The sequence below is a fragment of the Geomonas agri genome (genome assembly GCF_020179605.1).
Taxonomy (GTDB): domain Bacteria; phylum Desulfobacterota; class Desulfuromonadia; order Geobacterales; family Geobacteraceae; genus Geomonas; species Geomonas agri.
In genome coordinates this window covers 1,738,332-1,759,615 of the sequence record NZ_JAINZO010000002.1, presented here as the reverse complement: position 1 = coordinate 1,759,615, position 21,284 = coordinate 1,738,332, and the positions used below count along the sequence as shown (strand labels likewise).

The following is a 21,284-nucleotide window of genomic DNA, read 5'->3' as shown; positions in this document are numbered from 1 at the left end:
CCAAAACCTTTTACCTCACGCAAAGCCGCCAAGGCGCAAAGATTATTGGGTGGAGCAACCCAATTGGTTTAGTCTCTCCCGGCGCCTTTGCGTCTTTGCGTGAAAATTAAGGTTCTAAAGCTTCTTGGGGTCTCCGCGCTGCGCGACTTTACCTTAAAGCCTTTGTCTTTGCATTGCCAGATGTCAATTATCAATTGTCAATTGAAGCCCCCGCCTGTAATATAGCCTCGCTCCAGAAAACGCTGGCAAACGAGGAATCCCTTGAAAGAAACGGACCGGGTCGTGACACCTGACGATGACAAGAAGAGAAACTTCGTGCTGGCCCCGCTGACCGGCGTGTATCTCCTCGCCATGCTGGTCACCCTTTCCGACCTGGGGGGAGACTTCCCCTTCATGGGGCGGCTGTACAAGGGGGACCAGGCCGAACACCTGATCTTCACCAACAGCATCGTCTTGCTGTACCTTATCGTCGGGATCCTCAAGCGGCAGTGGCTCACCCTCTGGCTGCTGATCGCCTACAACTTCGTTGCCAGCGCCAGCGGCATGGCCAACCTCGTCATGCTCCCCGTCCAACATGTCCTCACCGCCTCCGGCACCCTCGTCCCCGACTACGGCTACCGCATCAACGCCTTCTGCGTCTTCCTGTTGTTCCTCCTGCTCAACGTATTCCTCTACTTCCACAAAGACCGCTTCGACAACAAATCGATCTACCTCTGGTAGAGGTAGCCCCGTAGCGGCGCCCCAATCTCCCCGCGTCCCCATCTGTATCCTCACACATTCCGAAAAGTGGAACGTGTTGCCCACGAAGCGCTGCCCGTGACCAAGCGTCCCCCCTTTTGCGAAGGGGGGACAGGGGGGACAGGGGGGATTTTGCCTCATAAAAAAAAGGGCCACGGCAATGCCATGGCCCTTTCCCTAATATGTCTTTGCAGTAACTCTTAAGCCTTAACCTTCTCAGCCGCAAGCACCCCTTCAGCAGCCGAGCTTTCTTTCAGCCACGGCTCGCCCACCGGCAGGTTGATGCCGGACTCGGCGTAGACCGCAACGGTCATCAGGTAGAGCGCGGAGAAAGCACAGACCAGCAGGTCGTAAGCGGCGAAGGTGCCGGCGAGCGCGCTGCCGGTGAACTCTTTCACGTCCAGCCCGATGAAGCCCAGCAGCAGGGTGAGGAAGATGAAGGCCAGCGTCGCGTGGTGCTTCATGGAGGCGATGAAGAGGATGAAGGTGAATACGGTCCAGGCCACCAGGTAGAAGCCGAGGTCATTGGCGTTGAATGCGAGCGTCGGGTAGGCTTTCACCAGGTCCGCGTTCTTGCCGAAGATGATCATGAGGCAGAGCGAGATCCAGAAGGCACCGTAGCCAGTGAAGGCGCAGAAGCCGAAGTTGTTACCGGTCTTGAATTCCATCAGGCCGGCGATCATTTGTGCCGTCCCGCCAAAGCAGAGACCGAGCCAGAGCACGGGGGCGATACCGCACCAGCCCAGGTTGTGGCATTGCAGCACGAATGTCGTCATACCGAAGCCAGCAAGACCGACTACCGCAGGATTCCCCAGTTTCACATTACTCATTTTTACCCTCCTGATTTGCGTTGCGATATCACGTCGCTATTGATTCCGTATACGCAATAACCGTACCGCCACCGCGCGACATCGCGCAATCAAAAGAACGTTCGATATTCAAGGAGTTACGAAGCCAGTATCCCGTGCCCGTGTTCGGCGTACTTTTGCAGATTTGCAAAGGAAATCCGGCTCTCCGCGACAGCCGGCGGCTAAAACGACGGTACTCCGACCATTTGCACGACATAGCGCCATTTGGCAGCTTTTTTTGCACAAATGCAAAAATTGTGACAGCGCCGGCCGCCGTCGTTGCCTCCACAAAGCGGGCAAGGATTCCGCTAAGTTCGCTTGTCACGCTAATTTTCTCTGCAGACCGGTTAAAGTTCCACGCGAGGATGCCGAACCGCGCCCCCCCCCCGCAGGCAAGGAAGGAACCACTCCCGTGAGGACCGGCCTCACCAGCACCTCCTTCACCGGCAGCGTCGCCAACGGTGTTACAGTAAGATTCCCTGCGCCGCCAGAAGCGGAACCCGCGAAACGAAAGGCCGGCGTTCCAACGAACGCCGGCCTTCTTTTTGCCCGTCCCGGTTGTATCGCCTCCCGTCCTCCAATGAATCACCCTCGACTTTTTCGTTGCCAAACCCGGCTCCCACAGACTGCATCACCCGAAAATGTGATGTCTTTTCCTCGCTGCAAGACATGTTTTTGGTGCGCACGTCTTTTCCTGTTTAGCATCAAGGTGTTGGGGAATTCAAAAAGAAACATCTCCCTGAGAAAAATAGACTTCTTTTTCCCGTCCGCAGACTTTCTATCGCGACAAGATGACCTCGAGACTCCGCTGTAGCTAATTAAGAACACGGAGGTTTGGAAATAATGCAAATCAGCAAAAGTCACGCTGGCACCAGAAGATTAGCCCGCTACAATTTGCGACATTGGCGGAAGGCGTATGAGCCACGGGAGGTGAAAGGCCAATGACCAAGTTAATTACCACTTTTCCTACGAACGCAAGGAAGCTGCTCGAAAGGGCGCGGAAGGTACAGACGTCGGTGAACAACAGTCCCCACTTCCAGCAGAAGAGCGCAGAGTTCGGTCAGGACATGCAGAGGTTGGCGGAGGGGATCGATCGGCTGCAAAAAGCCGATGATGATGCACAAAGCAGGGACGTACAGAAGATGGCGTACCGTGACAAGGTCAGGGATGAAGTGATGGTGATCCTGAAGAGGATCGTGAAGCACGTGGAATTGGCCGCGAATGATGATGCCGCTGTCTTGCAGGACTCCGGGTTCGAGGTCACCCAGGCGAAATCCGGCAAGGTGCGGTATTCACACCCGCTGCCTGCACCAGCACTGACATTGAAGCATGGGCCGGCAAGTGGCACTTTGGTGGCCAGTGCGAAAGCGGTACCCGGCGCAGCAAGTTACGAGTTCCACATCACCGATGCTGACCCGACCGTGCCAACCAACTACAGTCCCTTTGGGACGTTCGCCCACGGGACGAACGTCAGCATCCCCGGCCGCACGCCCGGCCAGACGTACTCAGTAATAGCCCGTTGCATCGGCAGCTCCGGCCCCGGTGCCTGGTCCGCCCCCTTCAGTATCATCTCGTTGTAAGTAGACCACCCACGGCCCGACCGGCACCCGGTCGGGCTTTCAAGCTTCTACTAGCCAGCGTTCTTGGGGTTGTTCCGGAGGATGAGGAATTAAATCCGGAGGGAGCACATCATGAACAGCGGCAACCAGCAATCTGCATTGCAGCACACCCCATGGATGGGTATCGCCCGAAAAGAGATCGGGCAGAAGGAAGTTGCCGGCCACCGGGACAACCCGAGGATTCTTTCCTACCACGCTACTACTACCCTGAAGGCCACCGACGATGAGACGCCCTGGTGTTCCTCGTTCGTCAACTGGTGCCTCAAGCAAGCAGGCGTGAAAGGTACGGACTCTGCCGCTGCGACAAGCTGGGTCGAGTAAGGGATACCTTCAGGACCTGTACCGGGTGCTATCACCGTTATCTGTAGCAGAAAGGCAACCGACCGAAGTTTTTCAACCTCCGGCGCCCACGCCGGCTTTCTCATTGAAGAGACCGCCACTCACTTCAGGCTTTTGGGCGGCACCCAAGGTAACAGCGTGAAGGAGTCGACCTTTTCCAAAAAGAGTTGGACCTTGCTGGGGCGACGCTTGCCTGGAGTGGTCAACATTAACAACGAGGTTCCAAAATGAAGTTGAGCCCTATTGCAGTGTTGGTCTCGTTGTTCCTATCAGCCACATTCGTTCTCGCGGTAGAAGAGCCGGCCCAATACGAGCAACGTCACGAACTCCACCGTGTCATGTCCCATCCTCCCCATTCACCCTTGCGTTTTACGCTAGCAAATGGAAAGGAACGGCAGTCGCTGGAAGTGAAGTATGTCGATGCCATGACTATTTCTTTTAGGATTGAGAAATCCGGGACATGCAGTCGAAACGAGCGAGGAAAAGCGACAATTGCGGAGAAGTGGTGGTTGGGTGCAGAAACGGATGAAAACGAGGCCGGCGAAGCAGTCAACGTTCAAGAATACGTCTACGAAAAGGACAAGCAGTGCACCATCTATATCCGGATCGATGAGGCAACTTGGAGTCAGGCAACAATACAGGAGGCTGCCGATTGCTGCAGAATCTGTATGACCTCAACAGACACAATGCACCTCAAAGGAATGGTGCCTATCCCTTCTCACACTCTCCCGTCTAGACCTCGCCATCATTAAGCTTGATTCTTCTGATCCTTTAATTTAAATTGCGGCTAACCTGCGTCCAGTAACATTCCGAGGTCGAGCAGAGTGATGCCAGCCGACTACATCAAGCAGTTCACCACCCTCAACCGGGCTCCCGGCCCCGTCTGGAATGAGTCGACCAAGCGCAGAGCGCCCCACAAACCGCTCCTGCTGCTGGCGGTGATGGACCTCATCCAACGTGGCGTCATCACCGCCCCTTTCATCGACGCCTCCGGTGATCTGGTGGAACTTAACGAACTGTTCTGCCTCTACTGGCGCCGCATCATCCCCCTCGGTCAAACCAGCAGCATCGCCTTCCCCTTCTCACGCTTGGACCGTGAGCCCTTCTGGCACCTAATACCCAAGCCGGGAAAGCAACTAACTCCAGCCGTCATCAACAACACCTCGACCGTGACCTATCTGCGCAAGCACATCTTAGGGGCGACACTGGATGATGAACTCTTCCTGCTTATGAAGAGCGAAACCGGCGCGGAAGCCTTGAGAGAGGTACTGTTCCAATCATGCTTTTCTGACATGGCTCAGTTGCTACTGCGCGAGCAGTCGGTCATCAACAGGGAAGCATCCGAGTACAGCCGCATCCTTGAGGAACAGTCGCACCTGCCTCTTGTGAAGGCACTCGTTGAGGCACAAAATTATCGTCCCGCCGCCCGTGCTCAAGCCTTTAGGAGGATGGTAGTCAAGGCCTACGACCACAGGTGCGCCTTGTGTGGTGTACGCATCATCACCCCCGAGCAACACACCGCAGTCGACGCCGCCCACATCGTCCCGTGGAGCAAAACCCAAAACGACGACATCCGTAACGGCATGGCACTTTGCAAGCTCTGCCACTGGGCCTTTGACGAAGGGATGATGAGCGTGTCAAAGGACTACAACGTCCTCACCTCCCGACAGATCATCGCAGATCCCAACGTCCCAGGATTTCTACTCACCCTCAACGGCCGCGCCATCATCCCGCCGCAGGACCATGACCTTTGGCCAGCCCAGGAATATCTGTCGGAGCACAGGAAGGATTGGCGGCTGTAAGTTGGGGTTCCAAACAATGCGCTCGCCATCAGAAGGATTTTTCCTGATTGGACAGTATAGAGACACTATTATCTCATTATTTAACATTATATTAGATGATCAGGAGACACGTTAATGATTATCAAAACATCCGATAATAGGGAAGCCGACATTCAGGAGCTACAACGGCTCCTTACTTGCGAGATTTCGGCTAAACAGCGTTTTTTTATAGAGCGTGAGATCAAGTCGATCGCTTCAGGTCTTCGCGGTGAGGAAAGCTCCACCTATTACATCGATTTCCGTTACCGCGATAACCCGAACTGGGCGATTATTCACGACCTGAGGTTGGAACTCAATGGGTTCGTGGCCCAGATTGACCACCTGCTTATCAACCGATGTCTCGATGTGTATGTCCTGGAGTCAAAGAACTATTACTACGGCATTAAAATCACAACAGAGGGAGAATTCCTCACCTGGAATGGAAGGTCCTTCGTCGGCATCGAATCCCCTATCGAACAGAACAAGCGACACATCAGTCTGCTGGAAAAAGTCGTAGCTCAAAATGGACTTCTACCGACCAGGCTGGGGCTCGCCATGCCTGCTGCGTTTCACAATTACGTGCTCGTTGCACCGACTTCCCGGATTGATCGACCTGCTGCCGCACAGTTCGACTCCAGTCCCGTCATAAAAGCCGATGCACTTGTGGAAGCCATAGGGAAGCGTGTTGACGCAATGGGAGTTATAAATACATTCGCGTCGGCAGCAAAGATAGTCTCTTCGGAGACCCTGCAGTCCTTCGCCTCATCCCTGGCTCATCTCCATCGGCCATCCAAAATGAACTTCGCCAAGAAGTTCGGCGTGTCCGCCCAAAACTTGACATCGGCTGCAAACGAGCAAACCCCCTCGGCCGAAACCGCTGACGGTATAAAGAAAGCATGCTGTGAGACTTGCGGAATCGAAGTCGAAAGCAAAGTCGTATACTTCTGCAGAATGAATAACAAGAAGTTTGGCGGGAAAACCCTTTGTCAGGCCTGTCAGCGAATACCTATTCAAGCAGAGGAACCAGGAATAATCGAATTAGTGGAAGCAGCCGAAACCGATGAGATCAACTCTGCAAGCTGTGATAAATGCGGAACACCAGTGGACAGAAAAGTGGCCTTCTTCTGCCGCGTGAATGGTAAACGCTTTGGTGGGAAAGTTCTCTGCAGGACATGCCAAAGTGCTTAAAAACCTGGCCAGTAGCCAGCCTCAAGCTAGCGTTTCGGTTCACAACAGTCCTTTAACTCATCTGCACGGGCAATGTAAGCATCCGGTCACAGCCTAGATCGGACTTTACTCACTCGTAGCGCCCCGCATCTGTCAGAGTCCTGGCGCTGCCCCCTTTAAAATCCTTTCACTGTAACCACTCAGTCAAAACCCGACCGGCGGTACCCGGTCGGGTTTTGCTCGTCACGGGATCCTCTCATTCGCCAGGCCATAGTTTAAAGCTATAGTTGCCCCATGAATGAGCCAAATGACATTCTACCTCCATACCGCAGCCTGCTACCGGGCTTTGTCAGCTCCACCCAAGAAGAAATTAATTTTTGTTTGATATTTACGAGCCATTAAATTTTACTGGTGAGCCAGAGCTTATTACCAACAACTCTGGAGGCCTCATGAACATCTCTGCCGATCAACTGCAGAAAGCAATGGAGGACTTTGACCAAAACATGAGGAACCATGCAGAGTGGTCTGCGTGGACGGAGAACAGAAGTTATAAGTTTGCGATCATGTACAACGGCCGGATCTACCCAGTTAAACAAATTTTGGCAATGGCGACTGGCCACCCCAAAAATTCTTTCTCAGGGGGAGCAGAGGCGAACACAGTTGTTAAGGCGTGCGGATTGAAAATCATCTCCCTAAGAGCATCCTCCTGGTCCATTAAATCCGACTCCGATGCTATCAAGGGTCTCGATAAATCGGCTTTCACACAAGGGACAGGTATCCCAATCGAAATTCGTCCTTTCTTCCTGGAACATGAACTCCAAGCGGGCGAACGCTATCCAGTGAAGCTAATCTGTAATGGAGGCCGCTTTGACGCTTTCATTGCCATGGAAAATAGCCAAACCGGCAGGACTCGCCTGTTCTGGCATAAAGACTTCATCAATGAACTCGCCGCTCGCTTTCCAGTGCATTATGATTGCATACAAGAAAATGAACTTGTAGATGGACTCCCGACCGCCCAAATGCGACTAACGAGGCTGGAAGGTTTTAATAGCTACATAGTGACATTTCAAGAAGTGGAGCCTACAAATATTGAGTGGTCCGAGGAAGAGTTAGAAGCCGCAGTAAGAGGATATCTGTTGATGCGCGAGCAGGAGGTTGCTGGAAGTACCTATAATAAAGCAGAAATCAACAGAACCCTCCGTGAGGGCAAGCTCTCGAAAAGAAGCAAAGCATCTATCGAATATAGGATGCAAAATATTTCGTCTGTTCTCAGAGATATTGACGAGCCAATTATTTCTGGATATTTGCCTGCCCAAAATGTCGGGGCCAAAACAAAAACGAAGATTCAGTCGATACTGGACCGACTTGAAGGATGTAAGAAAGAAGATTATGAGCTTACGAATGACCAAGAAGTCTTGGATACAAGAGTAAAGCGGCTTCTTAAAAGGAAAATGAACGCAGTACCACCAGGTCAACAGTCGCCAACGCAATCAACAATAACTACTCTTTCTTATTTCCGCGATCCTTCAGTCAAGACGTGGGTTTTGCAAGCATCAAGAGGTCATTGTGAAGCGTGCACCAAACCTGCCCCGTTTGCAAACAAAGATGGGCTACCTTATCTCGAAGTGCATCACGTTATTACTCTTGCTGAAGGTGGCCCCGATACAGTGAACAACGCTGTCGCCCTATGCCCAAATTGTCATCGGAGATGCCACTTGTCGAACGATGGAGAGGCCTACACCGCTCATCTTTATACTTCTGTACAAAGGTTGCAAAAAAACCAATAGAGCACATTCTGGCGCCCGGTGCCACCTCCCGCATAGCGCGGTCGCCTTTCTGGAACCGCCTCGGTGCCAGTTGGCACATCTACAGCATGGTTATGAACTGAAGGAGATCACGGACCACTTAGGAATGCGCTACACGTCCGTCAGCAAGATCATAAGCGGTACCTCGCTGACGGGTGATTTCCCAAGACCTTGCACCATCTCGGGGTGCCAGTACAGGGCATAGATGCAGAAAGTTGCTCGAGGCAAACTTACACAGCGAAGGGAGCCAGGTGCTCATACTCCTGTAGTAGTGGGAGCCAAAGGAGCGGCAATAATGCCGTAACGTTCACCATGTCGACGATGGTGCCAAGCAGTGACCTGATTTTCTCATCGTTGATCTTCTCCTGCTTGATAGCAACCGTCATTTTTCGAAGATGGTTGAATCCCTCTATGCAGTACTCATGCAGGAGCCCCTTTTCCAGATGCGCCTTAACCAGTGCTTTAGAAACAAAGGCGACGCCCTGGCCTGCCAGCACCGATTCGATCATAAACTTCAAATCATCGCAGACAATGACCCCCCTGAAATCATTTAATTGCAGCGAGCATTTCCGCAGGTTTTCCGAAAGCATGTCGCGGCAGCTACACCCTTCGACACGCGTGATGATCCGATTGTCCAGCAGCCAGGATAGAGGGGAGTTATACCGTGCAAGGTCGGGCTTCGCGTTAATGATGAAAATCATCTCGTCATCAGGAAGTTCAAAGGTTTTCAACCCGCGAAAGTCAAGGTTGCCATTATGCTCGATGACCGTGATATCGAATAAGCCCCCTTTCAAACCATCAAGCAACGCTTTCGGATGCTGAACGAGGATTTTGAAATTTGCCCCATCCGAATTGGACAGCAGAAAGGTGTTCATGATTTTCGACATGTGGCTCACAGCAAATGCCACAGTCGAGCCAATTGACAGCTTTAGATCCGCTCCCGGATGGGCAACATCCTGGATCAGATCTTCTTCAAGCTGAACGATCCGCTCTGCTTTTTTCAAAAAGCGCAACCCCATATCTGTCGGGATCAACTCCGCCCCCGAGCGGTCGATCAGGCGGCAACCAAAACTGTCTTCCAGGAACCTGACCCGATGGGAAACCGCCGATTGGGTGACGTTAAGGGAGACTGCTGCTTTCGAAAAGCTCTTCTCCCGTAACACGGCGATGATTGTCCTTAGATACTCGATGTCCATAGTTGCACTCTCTCCTCTCGATTTTCCTAAAATTAATCTGCCATAACGTCTGCAAAAAGAAAAGAAATCTCGAATTCTGCCGCGGTCATGAACAACTTTAATAGGCTGATGAAGGTATTCGATTATGAAAGTGGCGTTTCAGGCGTTTTCGCGCCGAGGGTTCCGCCAATCCGCCGGTCGTCAAAAAAGTAGTGTTAACAGCACTGCCAAGAGCGGGGGGTAAAGGATTTGGCACCCTAAATGAAATATTAGCACCGACTATCGAAATCTGAATGCAAATAATGCTGTCATGAGCAAAATTCATACCGGGGTGTGGTCGCCGAGACCACCGTCGAACACCGTAGGCACGCACCGTTACCAGTGCCCACCGGGCTGCTGGATTGCAGGTAAAACTCAAAAGGAGGAAGCACAGATGAAGACTTCGCAGAAGACGATGCTGACGGCTCTGTCGTTAGGTGCCTTCGCCTTTGTCGCGGCCGCAGGAGCGGACCTGGCAAAAGCGTCGACCTATCACAAGACCGATTCGGCAGGGGCGGTAACCCTGAAGGACCGAACCGGGAACCCGATTCCCGTCGGCAGCACCACGCCGTACAGTCCGGAAAAAACCTGTGGTACCTGTCACGACACCAACCTGATCACGCAAGGGTACCATTTCCAGCAAGGGAAAGGCTTCTCCAACACTGACATCAGGGTCTCGGACAACTACAATGCCGCGAAGCCTTGGCTTCTTTCTGACGGCATGTATGGCAAATGGTGACCGCCGTCTTCGGACTCGAGCCAGTTGGCTCGTAAGAGCAATACCAGCAGCACCCAGATGGACAAGACTTCTTACTTCTTTACCGCCAATTGCGGCGCATGCCACCCCGGCGGAGCGGCCACCCAGTACGACCGCAACGGCAATCTCTACTTCAACAAAAGTACGAACCTCTTCGGATATCTCAGCGGCGTTGCAGCGCTGACCGATCCGGGCGCCAAACTGGACGGCGACTACGGCTTCATCAACCCGACCACCGGCGTGCCTGGAACGGCAAACTGGAGCAAGACCGGCGTCATGGAACCGGACTGCCTGATGTGCCACATGAACAAGTACGACACCACCACCAAGACCGTTTTCGATGCCACCAAAAACTATGTGACCTTTAACAACAACGACATGGGGGCGAGCTGGCACAAACGGGCCGCCACCGCACGAGGCATCTCGGTTGCCGGGGTTGCCAACTTCGAATCGGCAGCGACCCTCGGCGCGGGATGGGGGCAGGTAACCTACGCCACCAACGTGCCTGATGGAACACCACCGATGGCAACGGCCATATCGATAAACTACGTGCTCGGCACCACTGCCGGCACCCTGGTTACCGACAGCGGAAATTACGTGATCCCGACTGGCATCATCGGCGCAGCCGGCAACAACAACTGCCGCGGCTGCCACACCTCGCCGGACGGCAAGAAGTCCGGTCGCACCACGACTGCTACAACCGACGTCCACAATGCGCTGACCTGCACCCGCTGCCATGTCACTCCCAACACCGGGACCACCGACGCGCTGGGCCTTGCGATGGGTAACCCCCACCAGATTGGCAAAGGTAACATCACCATCGGTGCGGTTCGCAACGACTTGGACAAGACCGTCAAGAGCTGCGCAGCCTGCCATATCGAAGGTGGTGACGCTTCAGCCCCGAACCCGGCAGCGGCACACCTCGACAAGGTGCCGGGGTCTCACCTGAACTTCATGGCCTGCCAGGTCTGCCATATCCGCTTCATAAGCGCCGGCAGCACGACGTCCCCCACGATTCCGGAGCAGGTGATCGAGATGACGTCCAACGGAACCCAGAACATATCGAAACTGAACGCCTACCTCGGGACCGACCCTCTTGACCCCACCAAGAACCTGCCGGAGCTCGCCAGCCAGCCCTTCCGCTGGTACCCCGGCCTCAGGTGGTGGGATAACAAGATGACCACCGTGAAGCCGCTCTACACCGCCTGGTTTGGCGAATGGATCAGCGGTGAGGGGAATGCTGCCGTGATCAAGCCGATCGCCCTTCGCCTGGCTCGCAAGGGCATGACGGATCAGTACGCCCAGAACTTCAGCCGCATGGCTTCGCTGCCGCTGACCCCCGGAACCCAGGTTGCCAGCGGTGCACCCATCCTGTACAAGAAAGACGAAATCAAGGCCGCCCTGGTACGCATGAGTACCGTTACCGACTCGGCTAATCCGTCGAATGACAAAATCTCCAACCGACCTGTTCTGGTACGCGCAGACAAGGTGTACTTCTTGAACGCAGCGGGCGAGGTGGAGTATTTCGAAAGCACGGTTGCTGAAAGCCACGACTTTGCGATCAACCACAATGTGGTCGCGAAGCGCGATCAGGCTAACCTGGCAATAAAGCCTGGGCCGTACGGTGCCGGTGGTTGTACGGACTGCCACGGGAATAATTCGGCTTTCTTCCATGGCGTTCAACTTGCCGAACCCGCCCAGTACGATTACCTCGACGAAGCAGGGACCGTTTCCAATCCCAATGCCGGAAAGCCCGACTACAAGCCGCACTACAAAACTCTGGGCTATACCGAGTTCAGGGCGAAACAGCTTACCGCTGACATTGTCCCGACTGTCACACGCGTTCTGGGGCAGGGCAGCGTGGCTGTCAACCAGGGCACCAGCAGCTGCACCACAGAAGGCAGCAACGAATGTGTCATCGGTGCTGTTCCCGCCTCCGAGGTCACCTTTACCGCAACTCCGGCACCTGACCAGAGCTTTGTCAAATGGTCAGGGTGCACACCCTCTGACACCGATCCGCTTTCCTGCGTGGCCAATGTCGGCACCCCGGCATCGGGAGCAGAAAACCCCGGAATCGTGGTCATAGCAACCTTCACTGAGCCCGCAGCTCCCACTCCTCCGCCGGCAGTCGCCACCTACAAGTTGAGCGCTTCGTCAGTTACCGTAGGCGGCACCAATGGCGGCACTCTCGGTGTTACCTCGGTAGATGTTGCATCGGGAAGCGACTATTTCATCAGTGTGCGTCCTGCCGCCGGTTACACGGTGACGGCTGCTACCGTTGACGGCGCGGATGCCTTGAGCGTGGTCCGGGCAAACGGCGGATATCCATTCACCAACATAGGCGCAGCCCACAGCTTTATCGTAACCTTCACTGCAGACCAGGCGTACACCCTTACCGTCGGGGCGACCACGAACGGCACGGTTTCTCCCGGCACGCAGTCAGTAGCAAAAGGCAAAAGCGCCACGTTCTACTTCACCCCGGCAACCGGGTATGCCATTCAGGATGTCAAGGTTGACGGCAGCTCTGTGGGAACTCCGAGCTTCTTCACGTTCGCTGACGTTGCAACCAACCACAGCCTCGATGTTACCTTCGGAAATGCCGTCACTTTGACCACCTCCGTCACCAACGGCAGTCTCAAGGTTAATGCTACGCCGGTATCTGGCACGACAACAATTGCCGCTGGCAGCAAGCCTCAGATCGACGTGGCACCCAACGCCCACTATAAGCTGTATCGCCTGACCGTTGGTGGTGTTAACGTTACGGCCAGCGCAGTTAAGAATGCCGACGGTTCGTATACCTACACACCGGCAACTGCAATAAACGGGAACACCACCGTAAGCGCCAACTGCTCGATGATTTACTGGGCTCTCACGGGAACTGCCAGTGCCAACGGCAAGGTGGGTCTCAGTTCCACTCAAGTAGCCGACGGCGGGAGCTATTTTGTCAACATAACTCCCAACAGCGGTTATATGATTGCGTCGGTGACCGACAACGGTGTCGATGTGACCAGCCAGGTTGCTAATGGCGGCTACAAGGTACTCGACATTACCTCTAACCGTGCAATTGCGGCAACATTTGTAGCAAAATAACAACAAAGGCCTCCGGGGGAATCCTCGGAGGCCTTTGTTCATCCATCTTGCTGCGCCTCGGTGCCAGGTCTTGAAATGCAAGTTTTTACTACTACAACTAGCTTTGCCATGCCTACTGCCTGATGAGCAACCACTACCACCTCACCATTAACACTCCAGATGCAAACATCTCCCGCTGAATACTCCAACTAAACGGCACCTACCACAGCCCTTCAACAAACGACACGGCCGGGGGGCCACATCTTACAGGGACGCCTCAAGGCGTTATAGTCGAAAATGACTCGCACCTCCTGTAACACTCTCGCTACGTAGTGCTGAACCCAGTTCGGGCTGGCAGGATTTCCTCGCAGAGAGCATCCATGCCGTGCTGCGGCAGCCGGATGAGTTCCAAGGGGGGGAAAACGAACTGAAGGACCTGGTCGACAAGGTGACGACGTACGACACTTACGGCCAGACCGGGTACCTGGGCATGGGAGCCAACAACGTTATCCTGCAAAAGGCCCTGGACAGGCTCCTGGGGCAGAGATAAGGCCAAGCGGGAGGGCCTCAGCCGGCATCGGCCAGGCTCTTGTCTTCTGGGGTTTGCTAGTAGCCTTGGAAATAGAGCGGGACACTGGCGCCAAGGCCATGGACAACGCTGGTGAAGGCGTTGCGGTTTTCCAGTTTGTCCGCACCGAAACGCTCTTCGAAGAGGCGCCGGATCATCGGGATGCGGGAGGTACCACCGGTGAGGAAGACGGTGTCTATCTGGTCACTGCGAAGTCCGGACTTGCTGATCACCTCGTCGATGCAGCCGGAGATCCGGCCCAGGTTATCCCGGTTGATGGTTTCGAACTCCTCCCTGGTTATCCCCTCGTCAATTTTCAGCCCTCGCTCCTGGAAAGTAATCTGCGCGGAGTCTTGCTGCGACAGCTCGCATTTCGCCTTCTCGATGCACTGGAACAGGAAGAAGCCGTAGTTGTCACTGATGAGGTGCTCCAGGTTTTCAAGGGCCTGCCTGTCGGTGGCGGCGTTCTTGATGAGGCGGATCTGCTCCCTGGTCTTTCTCGTTCGCAACAGCGGAATCCGGTGCCACTGGCACAGGGTGTAGATGATGCTGTGCGGGATGTCGAACAGCTCGTCCTTCCCCATCCCCTTGTACTTGACGCCGCGGCCGAAATACTTGGCCACCTTCTCCCACATGATCTGCGAGTCGAATTTATCGCCGGCGGTGTAGACGCCTCCGATGGAGAGGACGTCGGCGCGCCGGTCGGCACGGGCGAAGTCTCCCCCTTTTACCCGGATCACCGTGAAGTCGGAGGTCCCGCCGCCGAAGTCGCCGATGAACACCAGCTTTTCAGATCCTGCAGGGAGCGTCTCTTCGTACGCGAGGGCGGCGGCCACGGGCTCGAACTGGAAATGGATGTGACGGAAGCCCGCCTTCCGCGCGGCCTGCTCCAGCCGCTGCTGCGCCAGGGCGTCCTTCTCCGCATCCTCGGAAAACACGACGGGACGGCCGAGGACCACGCTGTCCACCGGAGAGCCGACGTAGGCCTCCCCCTTGGACTTGATCCTCCTCAGGATGATGGCGACCAGGTCGTCGATGCCGTACTTCTTGCCGAACACCTCGGTCCCCTCAAAGCTCCTGTTGGGGAGGAAGGTCTTTATGGACTGCATGAAACGCCCCGCCGCCCCCTCGTTGACGTAGTTATCGATCGCGTCCTGGCCGGTGAAGATTTCGTCATCCTCGTTGAAGTACAGGACCGAGCGCATCAGCGAAGCATTGGCGCTGGACTCGTCGATGTCGATGACGTCGACCCTGCCGTCTCGGCAGATGGAAAGAGCGGAATTGGTGGTACCAAAATCGATGCCGAAAACTACCTTCATGCTGACTCCCGAAAAAACAACAAGGGCGGGATCCGAGGACCCCGCCCTGAGAAATAAACCGGTGAATGTTGTAGCAGAAAGGTGAGGATGGTGGCAAGTTGTAAACGACCTGCTGGCATCAAACTCAGAAACCGGTATTTTCCCGGTGTGCTGATGCGAAATCTCCCACAGTTGAAAGCTTTACGAACTCAGAAACAAGCATATACTTGACGCAAATTCGAGCGCAGAAATAGATATTTTCCTGAAAGGCCGAACCCTTTGCAAGGAGGGGGCGGAAAGCAACGGGTCTTCTTTTGAAGGTAGCCGGGCTGCCATGGATAATCCATTGGCATGCCCGGCTTTTCATTGTCAGAAGGACACACGAAAGGAGGCAGCAACCATGAAACAGTTGATGTCGAGAAACACTTTCCGGATGCTACTGACAGGTGCCGTCACCCTCGCTTCCCTCTCGTTGCCACCTGCCTACGGCCAGGGAATTCCTGATGATGCCGGCTATCACAACCGGCAGGGGATGGAATACTTTAACAAGGGCTTTTACGAGCATACTCCCAGGCACCAGGATACCGAAGCGGCACGGAGTTATGGATTGGCCGTGAAAGAATTCACCGCTGCAATTGAAAAAGACTCTTACTCCGCCGAAGCACACAGGAACCTGGGCCGTGTGTACTATGTGCAGAAAAACTTTGCCGGTGCAGCAGAAGAATACCGGCGGGTTACCGAACTTGCACCGGGCGATCTTGACGCCTACGTGAACGCCTCCCTGGCCTGTATCGAACTGAAGAGGTTTGATGAGGCCATTCATCTCCTTCAAAGCGCAAAAGGCCGAACCTCTGACCCGAAGGCCCTGGAGACACTCGATTCGTACATTGCGAAAACAACTGCCCAGCAGGCGAAGGGGGTGAACAAATGATGCGCCATTTCATCATTTCCATCATTCTCCTGATCGGGTGCGCTTTTCCCGTTTCAGCCGCTGATCCGCATTCGGCATATTACAGTGCCGACACCGACAAGCTAATCTGGTTCATCCATGCTTCCGACACACATATCGGGACGTCAGGGTCCACGGATACAACGAATCTGCAGTGGCTGACAGGTCAGGCAAAGAGTGTCATCAATCCAAGCTTCATCGTGGTTACGGGTGACCTGACCGATTCGACGAACGGAAACATCTTCGGTTATCCCAACGGCCCCTACCAGGCCGAATGGGACCAGTATAAGAGCATCCTGGGTGCAAACGGCGTGGATGCAAGCAGCTACTTTGACATTCCGGGCAACCACGACGCCTACAATGATCAATATTTCAGCTATTACCTGAACAACTCTGTACAAGGGCGGGCGACCGGAAGGACACAGGCATCCTGGACAAGGACCGGGCCGTGGGGGAAATACCATTTTCTGGGCGTCAACACCCCGGACAACACCGGGAAGCCGTTCAGCATAGTCTGGCCGTACGGTGACAATGCCGGGCTGGACACCACCGAGCTCTCTTTCATCAGTTCGGAGATGAATGCCAACTCTGATGCAAAGTTGACCCTGGTCTTCGGGCACCATCCCCTTGTCGCAACAGACAGCAGCAGCGACACCTACCTCTTCTATGGAAAAGATGATTTCGTCAACCTGATGAACGGCTACGGTGCATCGATGTACGGTTACGGGCATACCCATGCCTCGTCCGAAAAGTTCTTTACCCAGAACATGACCGACGGGGTGTTCTACTTCAACGTGTCGTCCATCGGCAAGGACAGCCCCAACCAGTTCACGGTGACAGCGATCGACTGCAACGGCATCTCCTCCGTCACCCAGACCAAAGGTACGTGGCCGGTGGTGCTTATCACCGCACCTGTGGACCGGCGACTGGGAGGCGTGGTCACCCCCTATGCGTACAACGTCACCAATTCAGCAACGAATCCGGTGCGTGCCCTTGTTTTTGATCCGGCAACGGTCACACAGGTCCAGTTCAGGGTGAACGGAGGCTCCTGGCAACCGATGCAGAACGTGTCCGGCAACCCCGCTCTCTGGCAGGGGAACTGGAATGCATCGACCTTGGCCGCAAGCGAGTATGCGTTGGAGGTTCAAGCGACAACAGGTTCGGGAGTGAGGTCTGATGGCATAACCGCGTACGTCGAATCTCCATTGCCGACCGCTCCGTCAGGCCTTACAGCAACGGCGGCCTCCGGCAGCCAGATCAATCTTGCCTGGGCGGACAACTCCACAAATGAGCAGGGCTTCAAAATCGAGCGGTGTGCCGGCGCAGGATGCAGTGATTTCAGCCAAATAACAACTGTCGGCGCCAACGTCACAACCTGGTCCAACACCGGGCTGACTGCCTCCACTAGCTACAGTTACCGCGTACGCGCCTACAACCTGGCAGGCGATTCGGCGTATTCTCCGGCAGCCAGTGTAACGACTTTCGCTGCATCAGCAGTGCCTTCCGCACCGACGGGCCTGGCCGCCACAGCCGTCTCCAAAAGCCAGATCAACCTTGCCTGGACGGACAATGCGAACAACGAAACCCAATTTCTGATCGAGCGCTGCAAAGGATCGACCTGCACCAACTTCGCCCAGGTAGCTGCCGTTGGTGCGAATGTAACCAGCTATTCGAATACCAAGCTCACGGCAAATACCGTTTATCGTTACCGCGTTCGCGCGAGGAACGCTGCCGGCTCGTCGGGGTATTCCAACGTTGCTTCAGCAACGACACCGAAGCGATGACTACCGCGGCCTCGGTATAAGCAGCGGCGAGCTCAAGTCAGGCTTGCAAAGTTGCAAAGTAGGGGATGAGAGGTGGTAACGCAAAGGGCTTAGCCGGCATCGGCTAAGCCCTTCGTTTGCGGTCATGCTAATAGCAAGGTGATCAGTTGGTTTGAGTCGCAGGGGTGATGGGTACGCCTTCCAAGTACAAGGTGTCGGCGCTTAAGTCGGCATCGTTGTCCCACGCTACGAAATAGCCTCCATTACGGGCTGTTTTGAACATGCTGACATCTTCCAGTTCCTTGAACGCTTCACGTTGCAACAAAGGTCTTACGTCATATCTACGAACTTCCCCGTCGGCAAAACTGACATCAAGCGTCCAGTCATCGTTCGTGTGTATCCAGTTAATTATTCTCATTCACTCAAGTCCTTTTATTTTGAACACAGTTTCACCTTCAACAGCTAATTGCCAGTCGGCCAGCAGTTCCTCGTTGTGGATTTCCATCCAAGCTTCCACGAGCTTTCGTTTTGGTGGAGGAAGCCAACCATCAAGGATGCTGCCGTCCTCAATAGCAAAAACAGCGACGTCGCCTTGGAATTCCGCATGCAGGTGGGGAAGGTGGTGCTGCTGGTAGTCCCTGTAGAACATTCTGATGATGATCCCGAAGAACATAGAAATTGTCGGCATTCGCCCAACCTCCTGGCCCCAAGGATACATGCTGCCTGATTAACAGACAGCACAAAGCTAACCCATCTTCCTGAACTTTGCAAGGTACCCGCAATATTGCCTTCAAGGTAGGGCAAGGAGGCCATAGTTGCTAATGTTCCCGTCGCATGGCAACCTTCCCTTCGCCCCGAGAGGGATCAACATGGTACAGCGGGGCAGCGACACCACCGGCAAAAAAGGGGGCGAGATGATAGACCTCAGGCTAGGAAGCTCGGGGGCAGAGGTTATGCGGTTGCAGAGTCTTCTTAACAGGCACCGGCCCCACCTCCAGACACTCGAGGCAGACGGTATATTAGGCCCCAGAACAGAAGCTGCTGTCCGAGAATTCCAATCATCGGCTGGAATATCAATAGACGGGGTGGTTGGCGCGAAAACATGGGCGGCTCTGGAACGTGGAGTGACCACTGCATCTGAAGTCAGCCCCGTACCTTTTCATGATGCCCTTTGGCTCAAAATAGCTGCTGGTGAAGTTGGGCAAAGAGAGTTCCCACGCTCACCAGCTAACCCTAGAATCATAATATATCATGGTTCGACATCGCTCCGAGCGACGAGTGATGAGGTGGCTTGGTGTTCCGCGTTTGTCAACTGGTGCCTCAGACAGGCCGGCATAACGGGGACCAATTCAGCCGCAGCAACAAGCTGGCTGCATTGGGGACAGATGACATGCCCAAAGCCTGGCGCAATTACAGTTGTCCGAAAAAATACGGGACAGAACCACGTTTCCTTCTATATCGACGAGACAAGAGACTATTACAAGTTGCTGGGTGGAAACCAGGGAGACCAAGTTAGGATCTCCAATTACTACAAGTCACACTGGGTTGCGCAGGGGCACCGTTGGCCGAAGCCTAGTCAGTCTTAGGAGGTATACGATGCTTAGATGTGTAGTGACCATGGCCTTTTTTGTTACGCTTACCGTTGTGACAAGCGTAGAGGCGAAGAGCGATGCTCAAGATTTCTGGAGCAGATTCAGGCAGGCAGTATTGAGCGGAGACAGTGACCGTGTGGCAGCGATGACAAAGTTGCCGCTGTGGGTGCGCGGCCCCGATGACAGTGACCCTGTAATGTACTATGGCAGGCAGGACTTTGCGAGAGTACTTAAACGTCTGCTCAATCAAGAAGTCTCGTTCTTGAAGGACGGCAAAGTCATTTCGAGAACGATGCTTGAAGTGATAAAGGAAAAGAGGAATTTAAGCTCTAAAGACCTGCAGGTGCCAGATAGCCTGTCAGTTGAGCTTTTCTATTTCCAGAAAGTAGTTGGAATATGGGTTTTTACCCGGGGCTACCTAGAAGATGGCTCCGATTGAGGAGTGATCACCAGATAAACGAGTGGCATCCGTAAGGACAAGAAAAAAGGCGCAGCCTGGTGGCTACGCCTTTTTGGTTTCTTTTGGAGCGGGAAACGGGATTCGAACCCGCGACCTTCAGCTTGGGAAGCTGACACTCTACCACTGAGTTATTCCCGCTTGGTGGAAGAAAACTTTTACCGCATTTGGCGGGAGCTGTCAATGGTTTTGTTGGTTTAGAGGGTGTCTTGTCTACTTCACCACGAGCTTGGACAGCATCTTCTCGGCCAGATCTTTGCTGGACACCTCATAGTTGCCACTCTTGATCTGCGTACGTAACTCCTCGACCCGATCCACCCGAATATCATCCCGCCTCTGCTTGGAGGTGGGGACCACGGGCATGTAGCTGGACAGCTCGACTTTGTCGGCGGCCGCCTGCTGCTTGGCTGCTTCCACTTGCACTTCGCCGGTATCGGGTTTGTCGTTACGTACGACGGCAAGATGGGAAACGGCCGGGTTGGAATTGAGGTCTTCTACTTTCATCTGATTTCGCCCCCAGTAGGTTAGGTAGGATTAGGTTTAGTACCGTTTCGACACCCTCGGCAATAACTTTAGCTTTTTTTCATCACTCGTCGATTTTTCTTACAAAGGGTAGCTGCAGCAGCCCCGGAAACTCGCTGACCCGGTAGGTTGCAGCATCCAACTCGCTCTGGTCGCCGTAACCGTAGCTGCAACCGACGGTCCACACCCCGGCACCGCCCCCGGCGGCGATGTCGTTGACGCTGTCACCGACCATGACGCACTGCCTCGCAGCGATGCCGAATTCGTTCAGCACGGCGAGCACGGGCTCCGGGGAGGGTTTCCGATACGGGAAGGAGTCGGCACCGAAGATGTCGGTGAAATGCCGCTCCAGCCCGAGCTTCGCCAGCACTTCCCGGCACAGGGCAACGTTCTTGTTGGACAAGACCACCATCGGGATGCCCAGCCCGCCCAGTTCGCCCAGGGTCTCGGCCACGCCGGGATAGGGACGGGTCTTGTCGGCTATGTGCGCCAGGTTGTAGGCGAGAAAGTCTTCCAGCGCCCGCTCTACCTCGGGCTCGGCCACGCCGGGAAGCGCCCGCTCCACCAGATTGCGCGCCCCCTGCCCCACCAATTTGCGCACGTCCGGAATACCGATTTGCGGCAGCCCGAACTTGCCCCGGATCAGGTTGGTGGCATCGGTCAGGTCGGGCAGCGAATCGATCAGCGTGCCGTCCAGGTCGAAGATGAGCAGCCGGATGCAATCCATTGTCACTCTCCAGATACGAAAGAACCGCGGCA

21 protein-coding genes, 1 tRNA gene, 1 pseudogene and 1 riboswitch are annotated in these 21,284 nt (G+C 54.6%); of the genes and pseudogenes, 14 read left to right on the top strand and 9 right to left on the bottom strand.

Translation table 11 applies throughout. The features are described from left to right. The first annotated feature begins 261 nt into the window (after positions 1-261). Complete coding sequence (locus K7R21_RS19080; RefSeq protein ID WP_224984863.1) at positions 262-720, top strand: hypothetical protein; 459 nt, start codon at positions 262-264, stop codon at positions 718-720. Positions 721-938: 218 nt separating this feature from the next. Here the strand turns inward: K7R21_RS19080 and K7R21_RS19075 are convergent, their stop codons facing one another. Together K7R21_RS19075 and K7R21_RS19070 are read right to left on the bottom strand one after the other, a co-directional pair. Further along, positions 939-1,568 (bottom strand): acetate uptake transporter, encoded by a 630-nt coding sequence (locus K7R21_RS19075; RefSeq protein ID WP_224984862.1) that lies wholly within the window; start codon positions 1,566-1,568, stop codon positions 939-941. Between the two features lie 28 nt (positions 1,569-1,596). Beyond that, on the bottom strand, positions 1,597-2,196 hold the full coding sequence (locus tag K7R21_RS19070; RefSeq protein WP_224984861.1) for a hypothetical protein: 600 nt from the start codon (positions 2,194-2,196) through the stop codon (positions 1,597-1,599). A 331-nt stretch (positions 2,197-2,527) separates the two neighbouring features. On the opposite strand from K7R21_RS19070, the gene K7R21_RS19065 reads away from it, so the two are divergent. The 6 genes from K7R21_RS19065 to K7R21_RS19040 all read left to right on the top strand — a co-directional run bounded on the left by K7R21_RS19065 (position 2,528) and on the right by K7R21_RS19040 (position 8,318). Further along, positions 2,528-3,166 carry a hypothetical protein gene (locus tag K7R21_RS19065; RefSeq protein ID WP_224984860.1) on the top strand — a complete coding sequence of 213 codons (639 nt, stop codon included), beginning with the start codon at positions 2,528-2,530 and terminating at the stop codon, positions 3,164-3,166. Positions 3,167-3,277: 111 nt separating this feature from the next. Then, complete coding sequence (locus K7R21_RS19060; protein WP_224984859.1) at positions 3,278-3,526, top strand: TIGR02594 family protein; 249 nt, start codon at positions 3,278-3,280, stop codon at positions 3,524-3,526. A gap of 245 nt (positions 3,527-3,771) precedes the next feature. After that, positions 3,772-4,296 (top strand): hypothetical protein, encoded by a 525-nt coding sequence (locus K7R21_RS19055; protein WP_224984858.1) that lies wholly within the window; start codon positions 3,772-3,774, stop codon positions 4,294-4,296. Between the two features lie 75 nt (positions 4,297-4,371). After that, positions 4,372-5,346 (top strand): HNH endonuclease, encoded by a 975-nt coding sequence (locus K7R21_RS19050; RefSeq protein WP_224984857.1) that lies wholly within the window; start codon positions 4,372-4,374, stop codon positions 5,344-5,346. Positions 5,347-5,460: 114 nt separating this feature from the next. Continuing rightward, the gene (locus tag K7R21_RS19045; protein WP_224984856.1) at positions 5,461-6,552 is read left to right on the top strand and encodes a nuclease-related domain-containing protein; all 1,092 of its coding nucleotides are present in this window, start codon (positions 5,461-5,463) and stop codon (positions 6,550-6,552) included. A 428-nt stretch (positions 6,553-6,980) separates the two neighbouring features. Further along, complete coding sequence (locus K7R21_RS19040) at positions 6,981-8,318, top strand: HNH endonuclease (RefSeq protein ID WP_224984855.1); 1,338 nt, start codon at positions 6,981-6,983, stop codon at positions 8,316-8,318. A gap of 248 nt (positions 8,319-8,566) precedes the next feature. Here K7R21_RS19040 and K7R21_RS19035 read toward each other — a convergent pair whose 3' ends face one another. Next, positions 8,567-9,532 (bottom strand): LysR family transcriptional regulator, encoded by a 966-nt coding sequence (locus K7R21_RS19035; protein ID WP_224984854.1) that lies wholly within the window; start codon positions 9,530-9,532, stop codon positions 8,567-8,569. A gap of 412 nt (positions 9,533-9,944) precedes the next feature. Here K7R21_RS19035 and K7R21_RS19030 point away from each other — a divergent pair, with 412 nt between their 5' ends. The 3 genes and pseudogenes from K7R21_RS19030 to K7R21_RS19020 form a co-directional block, all read left to right on the top strand. Then, positions 9,945-10,289, top strand: coding sequence for a hypothetical protein (locus K7R21_RS19030; protein ID WP_224984853.1), 345 nt, complete (start codon positions 9,945-9,947; stop codon positions 10,287-10,289). A 57-nt stretch (positions 10,290-10,346) separates the two neighbouring features. Continuing rightward, positions 10,347-13,397, top strand: a complete 3,051-nt coding sequence (locus K7R21_RS19025; protein WP_224984852.1) for an InlB B-repeat-containing protein — start codon at positions 10,347-10,349, stop codon at positions 13,395-13,397. Between the two features lie 343 nt (positions 13,398-13,740). Beyond that, positions 13,741-13,926, top strand: a pseudogene (locus K7R21_RS19020) (GSU3529 family protein); the annotation flags it as partial. A 56-nt stretch (positions 13,927-13,982) separates the two neighbouring features. On the opposite strand, the gene K7R21_RS19015 reads toward K7R21_RS19020, so the two are convergent. Beyond that, positions 13,983-15,263, bottom strand: coding sequence for an Hsp70 family protein (locus K7R21_RS19015; protein WP_224984850.1), 1,281 nt, complete (start codon positions 15,261-15,263; stop codon positions 13,983-13,985). Positions 15,264-15,501: 238 nt separating this feature from the next. After that, positions 15,502-15,579, top strand: a riboswitch (cyclic di-GMP riboswitch). A 63-nt stretch (positions 15,580-15,642) separates the two neighbouring features. Here K7R21_RS19015 and K7R21_RS19010 point away from each other — a divergent pair. Next, on the top strand, positions 15,643-16,173 hold the full coding sequence (locus tag K7R21_RS19010; RefSeq protein WP_224984849.1) for a tetratricopeptide repeat protein: 531 nt from the start codon (positions 15,643-15,645) through the stop codon (positions 16,171-16,173). Continuing rightward, positions 16,170-17,975 carry a fibronectin type III domain-containing protein gene (locus K7R21_RS19005; protein ID WP_224984848.1) on the top strand — a complete coding sequence of 602 codons (1,806 nt, stop codon included), beginning with the start codon at positions 16,170-16,172 and terminating at the stop codon, positions 17,973-17,975. Before K7R21_RS19010 ends, K7R21_RS19005 begins: the two co-directional genes overlap by 4 nt. A 142-nt stretch (positions 17,976-18,117) precedes the next feature. On the opposite strand, the gene K7R21_RS19000 is transcribed toward K7R21_RS19005, so the two are convergent. Together K7R21_RS19000 and K7R21_RS18995 are read right to left on the bottom strand one after the other, a co-directional pair. After that, positions 18,118-18,372, bottom strand: a complete 255-nt coding sequence (locus K7R21_RS19000; protein WP_224984847.1) for a DUF2442 domain-containing protein — start codon at positions 18,370-18,372, stop codon at positions 18,118-18,120. After that, complete coding sequence (locus K7R21_RS18995) at positions 18,373-18,642, bottom strand: DUF4160 domain-containing protein (RefSeq protein ID WP_224984846.1); 270 nt, start codon at positions 18,640-18,642, stop codon at positions 18,373-18,375. It lies immediately after the preceding gene. Between the two features lie 133 nt (positions 18,643-18,775). On the opposite strand from K7R21_RS18995, the gene K7R21_RS20995 reads away from it, so the two are divergent. Further along, positions 18,776-19,540: an NlpC/P60 family protein gene (locus K7R21_RS20995; RefSeq protein WP_404813677.1), complete on the top strand. Its 765-nt coding sequence runs from the start codon at positions 18,776-18,778 to the stop codon at positions 19,538-19,540. A gap of 10 nt (positions 19,541-19,550) precedes the next feature. Continuing rightward, a complete protein-coding gene (locus tag K7R21_RS18985; RefSeq protein ID WP_224984844.1) occupies positions 19,551-19,985 on the top strand; it encodes a hypothetical protein in 435 nt (144 codons plus the stop codon). An 84-nt stretch (positions 19,986-20,069) separates the two neighbouring features. Here the strand turns inward: K7R21_RS18985 and K7R21_RS18980 are convergent. The 3 genes from K7R21_RS18980 to K7R21_RS18970 all read right to left on the bottom strand — a co-directional run bounded on the left by K7R21_RS18980 (position 20,070) and on the right by K7R21_RS18970 (position 21,252). Further along, positions 20,070-20,144: transfer RNA gene (locus K7R21_RS18980), tRNA-Gly, on the bottom strand. 72 nt (positions 20,145-20,216) lie between these two features. After that, on the bottom strand, positions 20,217-20,507 hold the full coding sequence (flgM, locus tag K7R21_RS18975; protein ID WP_224984843.1) for a flagellar biosynthesis anti-sigma factor FlgM: 291 nt from the start codon (positions 20,505-20,507) through the stop codon (positions 20,217-20,219). An 82-nt stretch (positions 20,508-20,589) separates the two neighbouring features. Next, positions 20,590-21,252 (bottom strand): HAD family hydrolase, encoded by a 663-nt coding sequence (locus K7R21_RS18970; protein WP_224984842.1) that lies wholly within the window; start codon positions 21,250-21,252, stop codon positions 20,590-20,592. Positions 21,253-21,284: the final 32 nt, after the last annotated feature.

Coding starts and splice junctions, on each gene's coding strand:
- K7R21_RS19075 (WP_224984862.1), bottom strand. CDS start 1,568: ATGAGTAATGTGAAACTGGGGAATCCTGCGGTAGTCGGTCTTGCTGGC.
- K7R21_RS19065 (WP_224984860.1), top strand. CDS start 2,528: ATGACCAAGTTAATTACCACTTTTCCTACGAACGCAAGGAAGCTGCTC.
- K7R21_RS19060 (WP_224984859.1), top strand. CDS start 3,278: ATGAACAGCGGCAACCAGCAATCTGCATTGCAGCACACCCCATGGATG.
- K7R21_RS19055 (WP_224984858.1), top strand. CDS start 3,772: ATGAAGTTGAGCCCTATTGCAGTGTTGGTCTCGTTGTTCCTATCAGCC.
- K7R21_RS19050 (WP_224984857.1), top strand. CDS start 4,372: ATGCCAGCCGACTACATCAAGCAGTTCACCACCCTCAACCGGGCTCCC.
- K7R21_RS19045 (WP_224984856.1), top strand. CDS start 5,461: ATGATTATCAAAACATCCGATAATAGGGAAGCCGACATTCAGGAGCTA.
- K7R21_RS19040 (WP_224984855.1), top strand. CDS start 6,981: ATGAACATCTCTGCCGATCAACTGCAGAAAGCAATGGAGGACTTTGAC.
- K7R21_RS19035 (WP_224984854.1), bottom strand. CDS start 9,532: ATGGACATCGAGTATCTAAGGACAATCATCGCCGTGTTACGGGAGAAG.
- K7R21_RS19030 (WP_224984853.1), top strand. CDS start 9,945: ATGAAGACTTCGCAGAAGACGATGCTGACGGCTCTGTCGTTAGGTGCC.
- K7R21_RS19025 (WP_224984852.1), top strand. CDS start 10,347: ATGGACAAGACTTCTTACTTCTTTACCGCCAATTGCGGCGCATGCCAC.
- K7R21_RS19015 (WP_224984850.1), bottom strand. CDS start 15,263: ATGAAGGTAGTTTTCGGCATCGATTTTGGTACCACCAATTCCGCTCTT.
- K7R21_RS19010 (WP_224984849.1), top strand. CDS start 15,643: ATGAAACAGTTGATGTCGAGAAACACTTTCCGGATGCTACTGACAGGT.
- K7R21_RS19005 (WP_224984848.1), top strand. CDS start 16,170: ATGATGCGCCATTTCATCATTTCCATCATTCTCCTGATCGGGTGCGCT.
- K7R21_RS19000 (WP_224984847.1), bottom strand. CDS start 18,372: ATGAGAATAATTAACTGGATACACACGAACGATGACTGGACGCTTGAT.
- K7R21_RS18995 (WP_224984846.1), bottom strand. CDS start 18,642: ATGCCGACAATTTCTATGTTCTTCGGGATCATCATCAGAATGTTCTAC.
- K7R21_RS20995 (WP_404813677.1), top strand. CDS start 18,776: ATGTTCCCGTCGCATGGCAACCTTCCCTTCGCCCCGAGAGGGATCAAC.
- K7R21_RS18985 (WP_224984844.1), top strand. CDS start 19,551: ATGCTTAGATGTGTAGTGACCATGGCCTTTTTTGTTACGCTTACCGTT.
- flgM (WP_224984843.1), bottom strand. CDS start 20,507: ATGAAAGTAGAAGACCTCAATTCCAACCCGGCCGTTTCCCATCTTGCC.
- K7R21_RS18970 (WP_224984842.1), bottom strand. CDS start 21,252: ATGGATTGCATCCGGCTGCTCATCTTCGACCTGGACGGCACGCTGATC.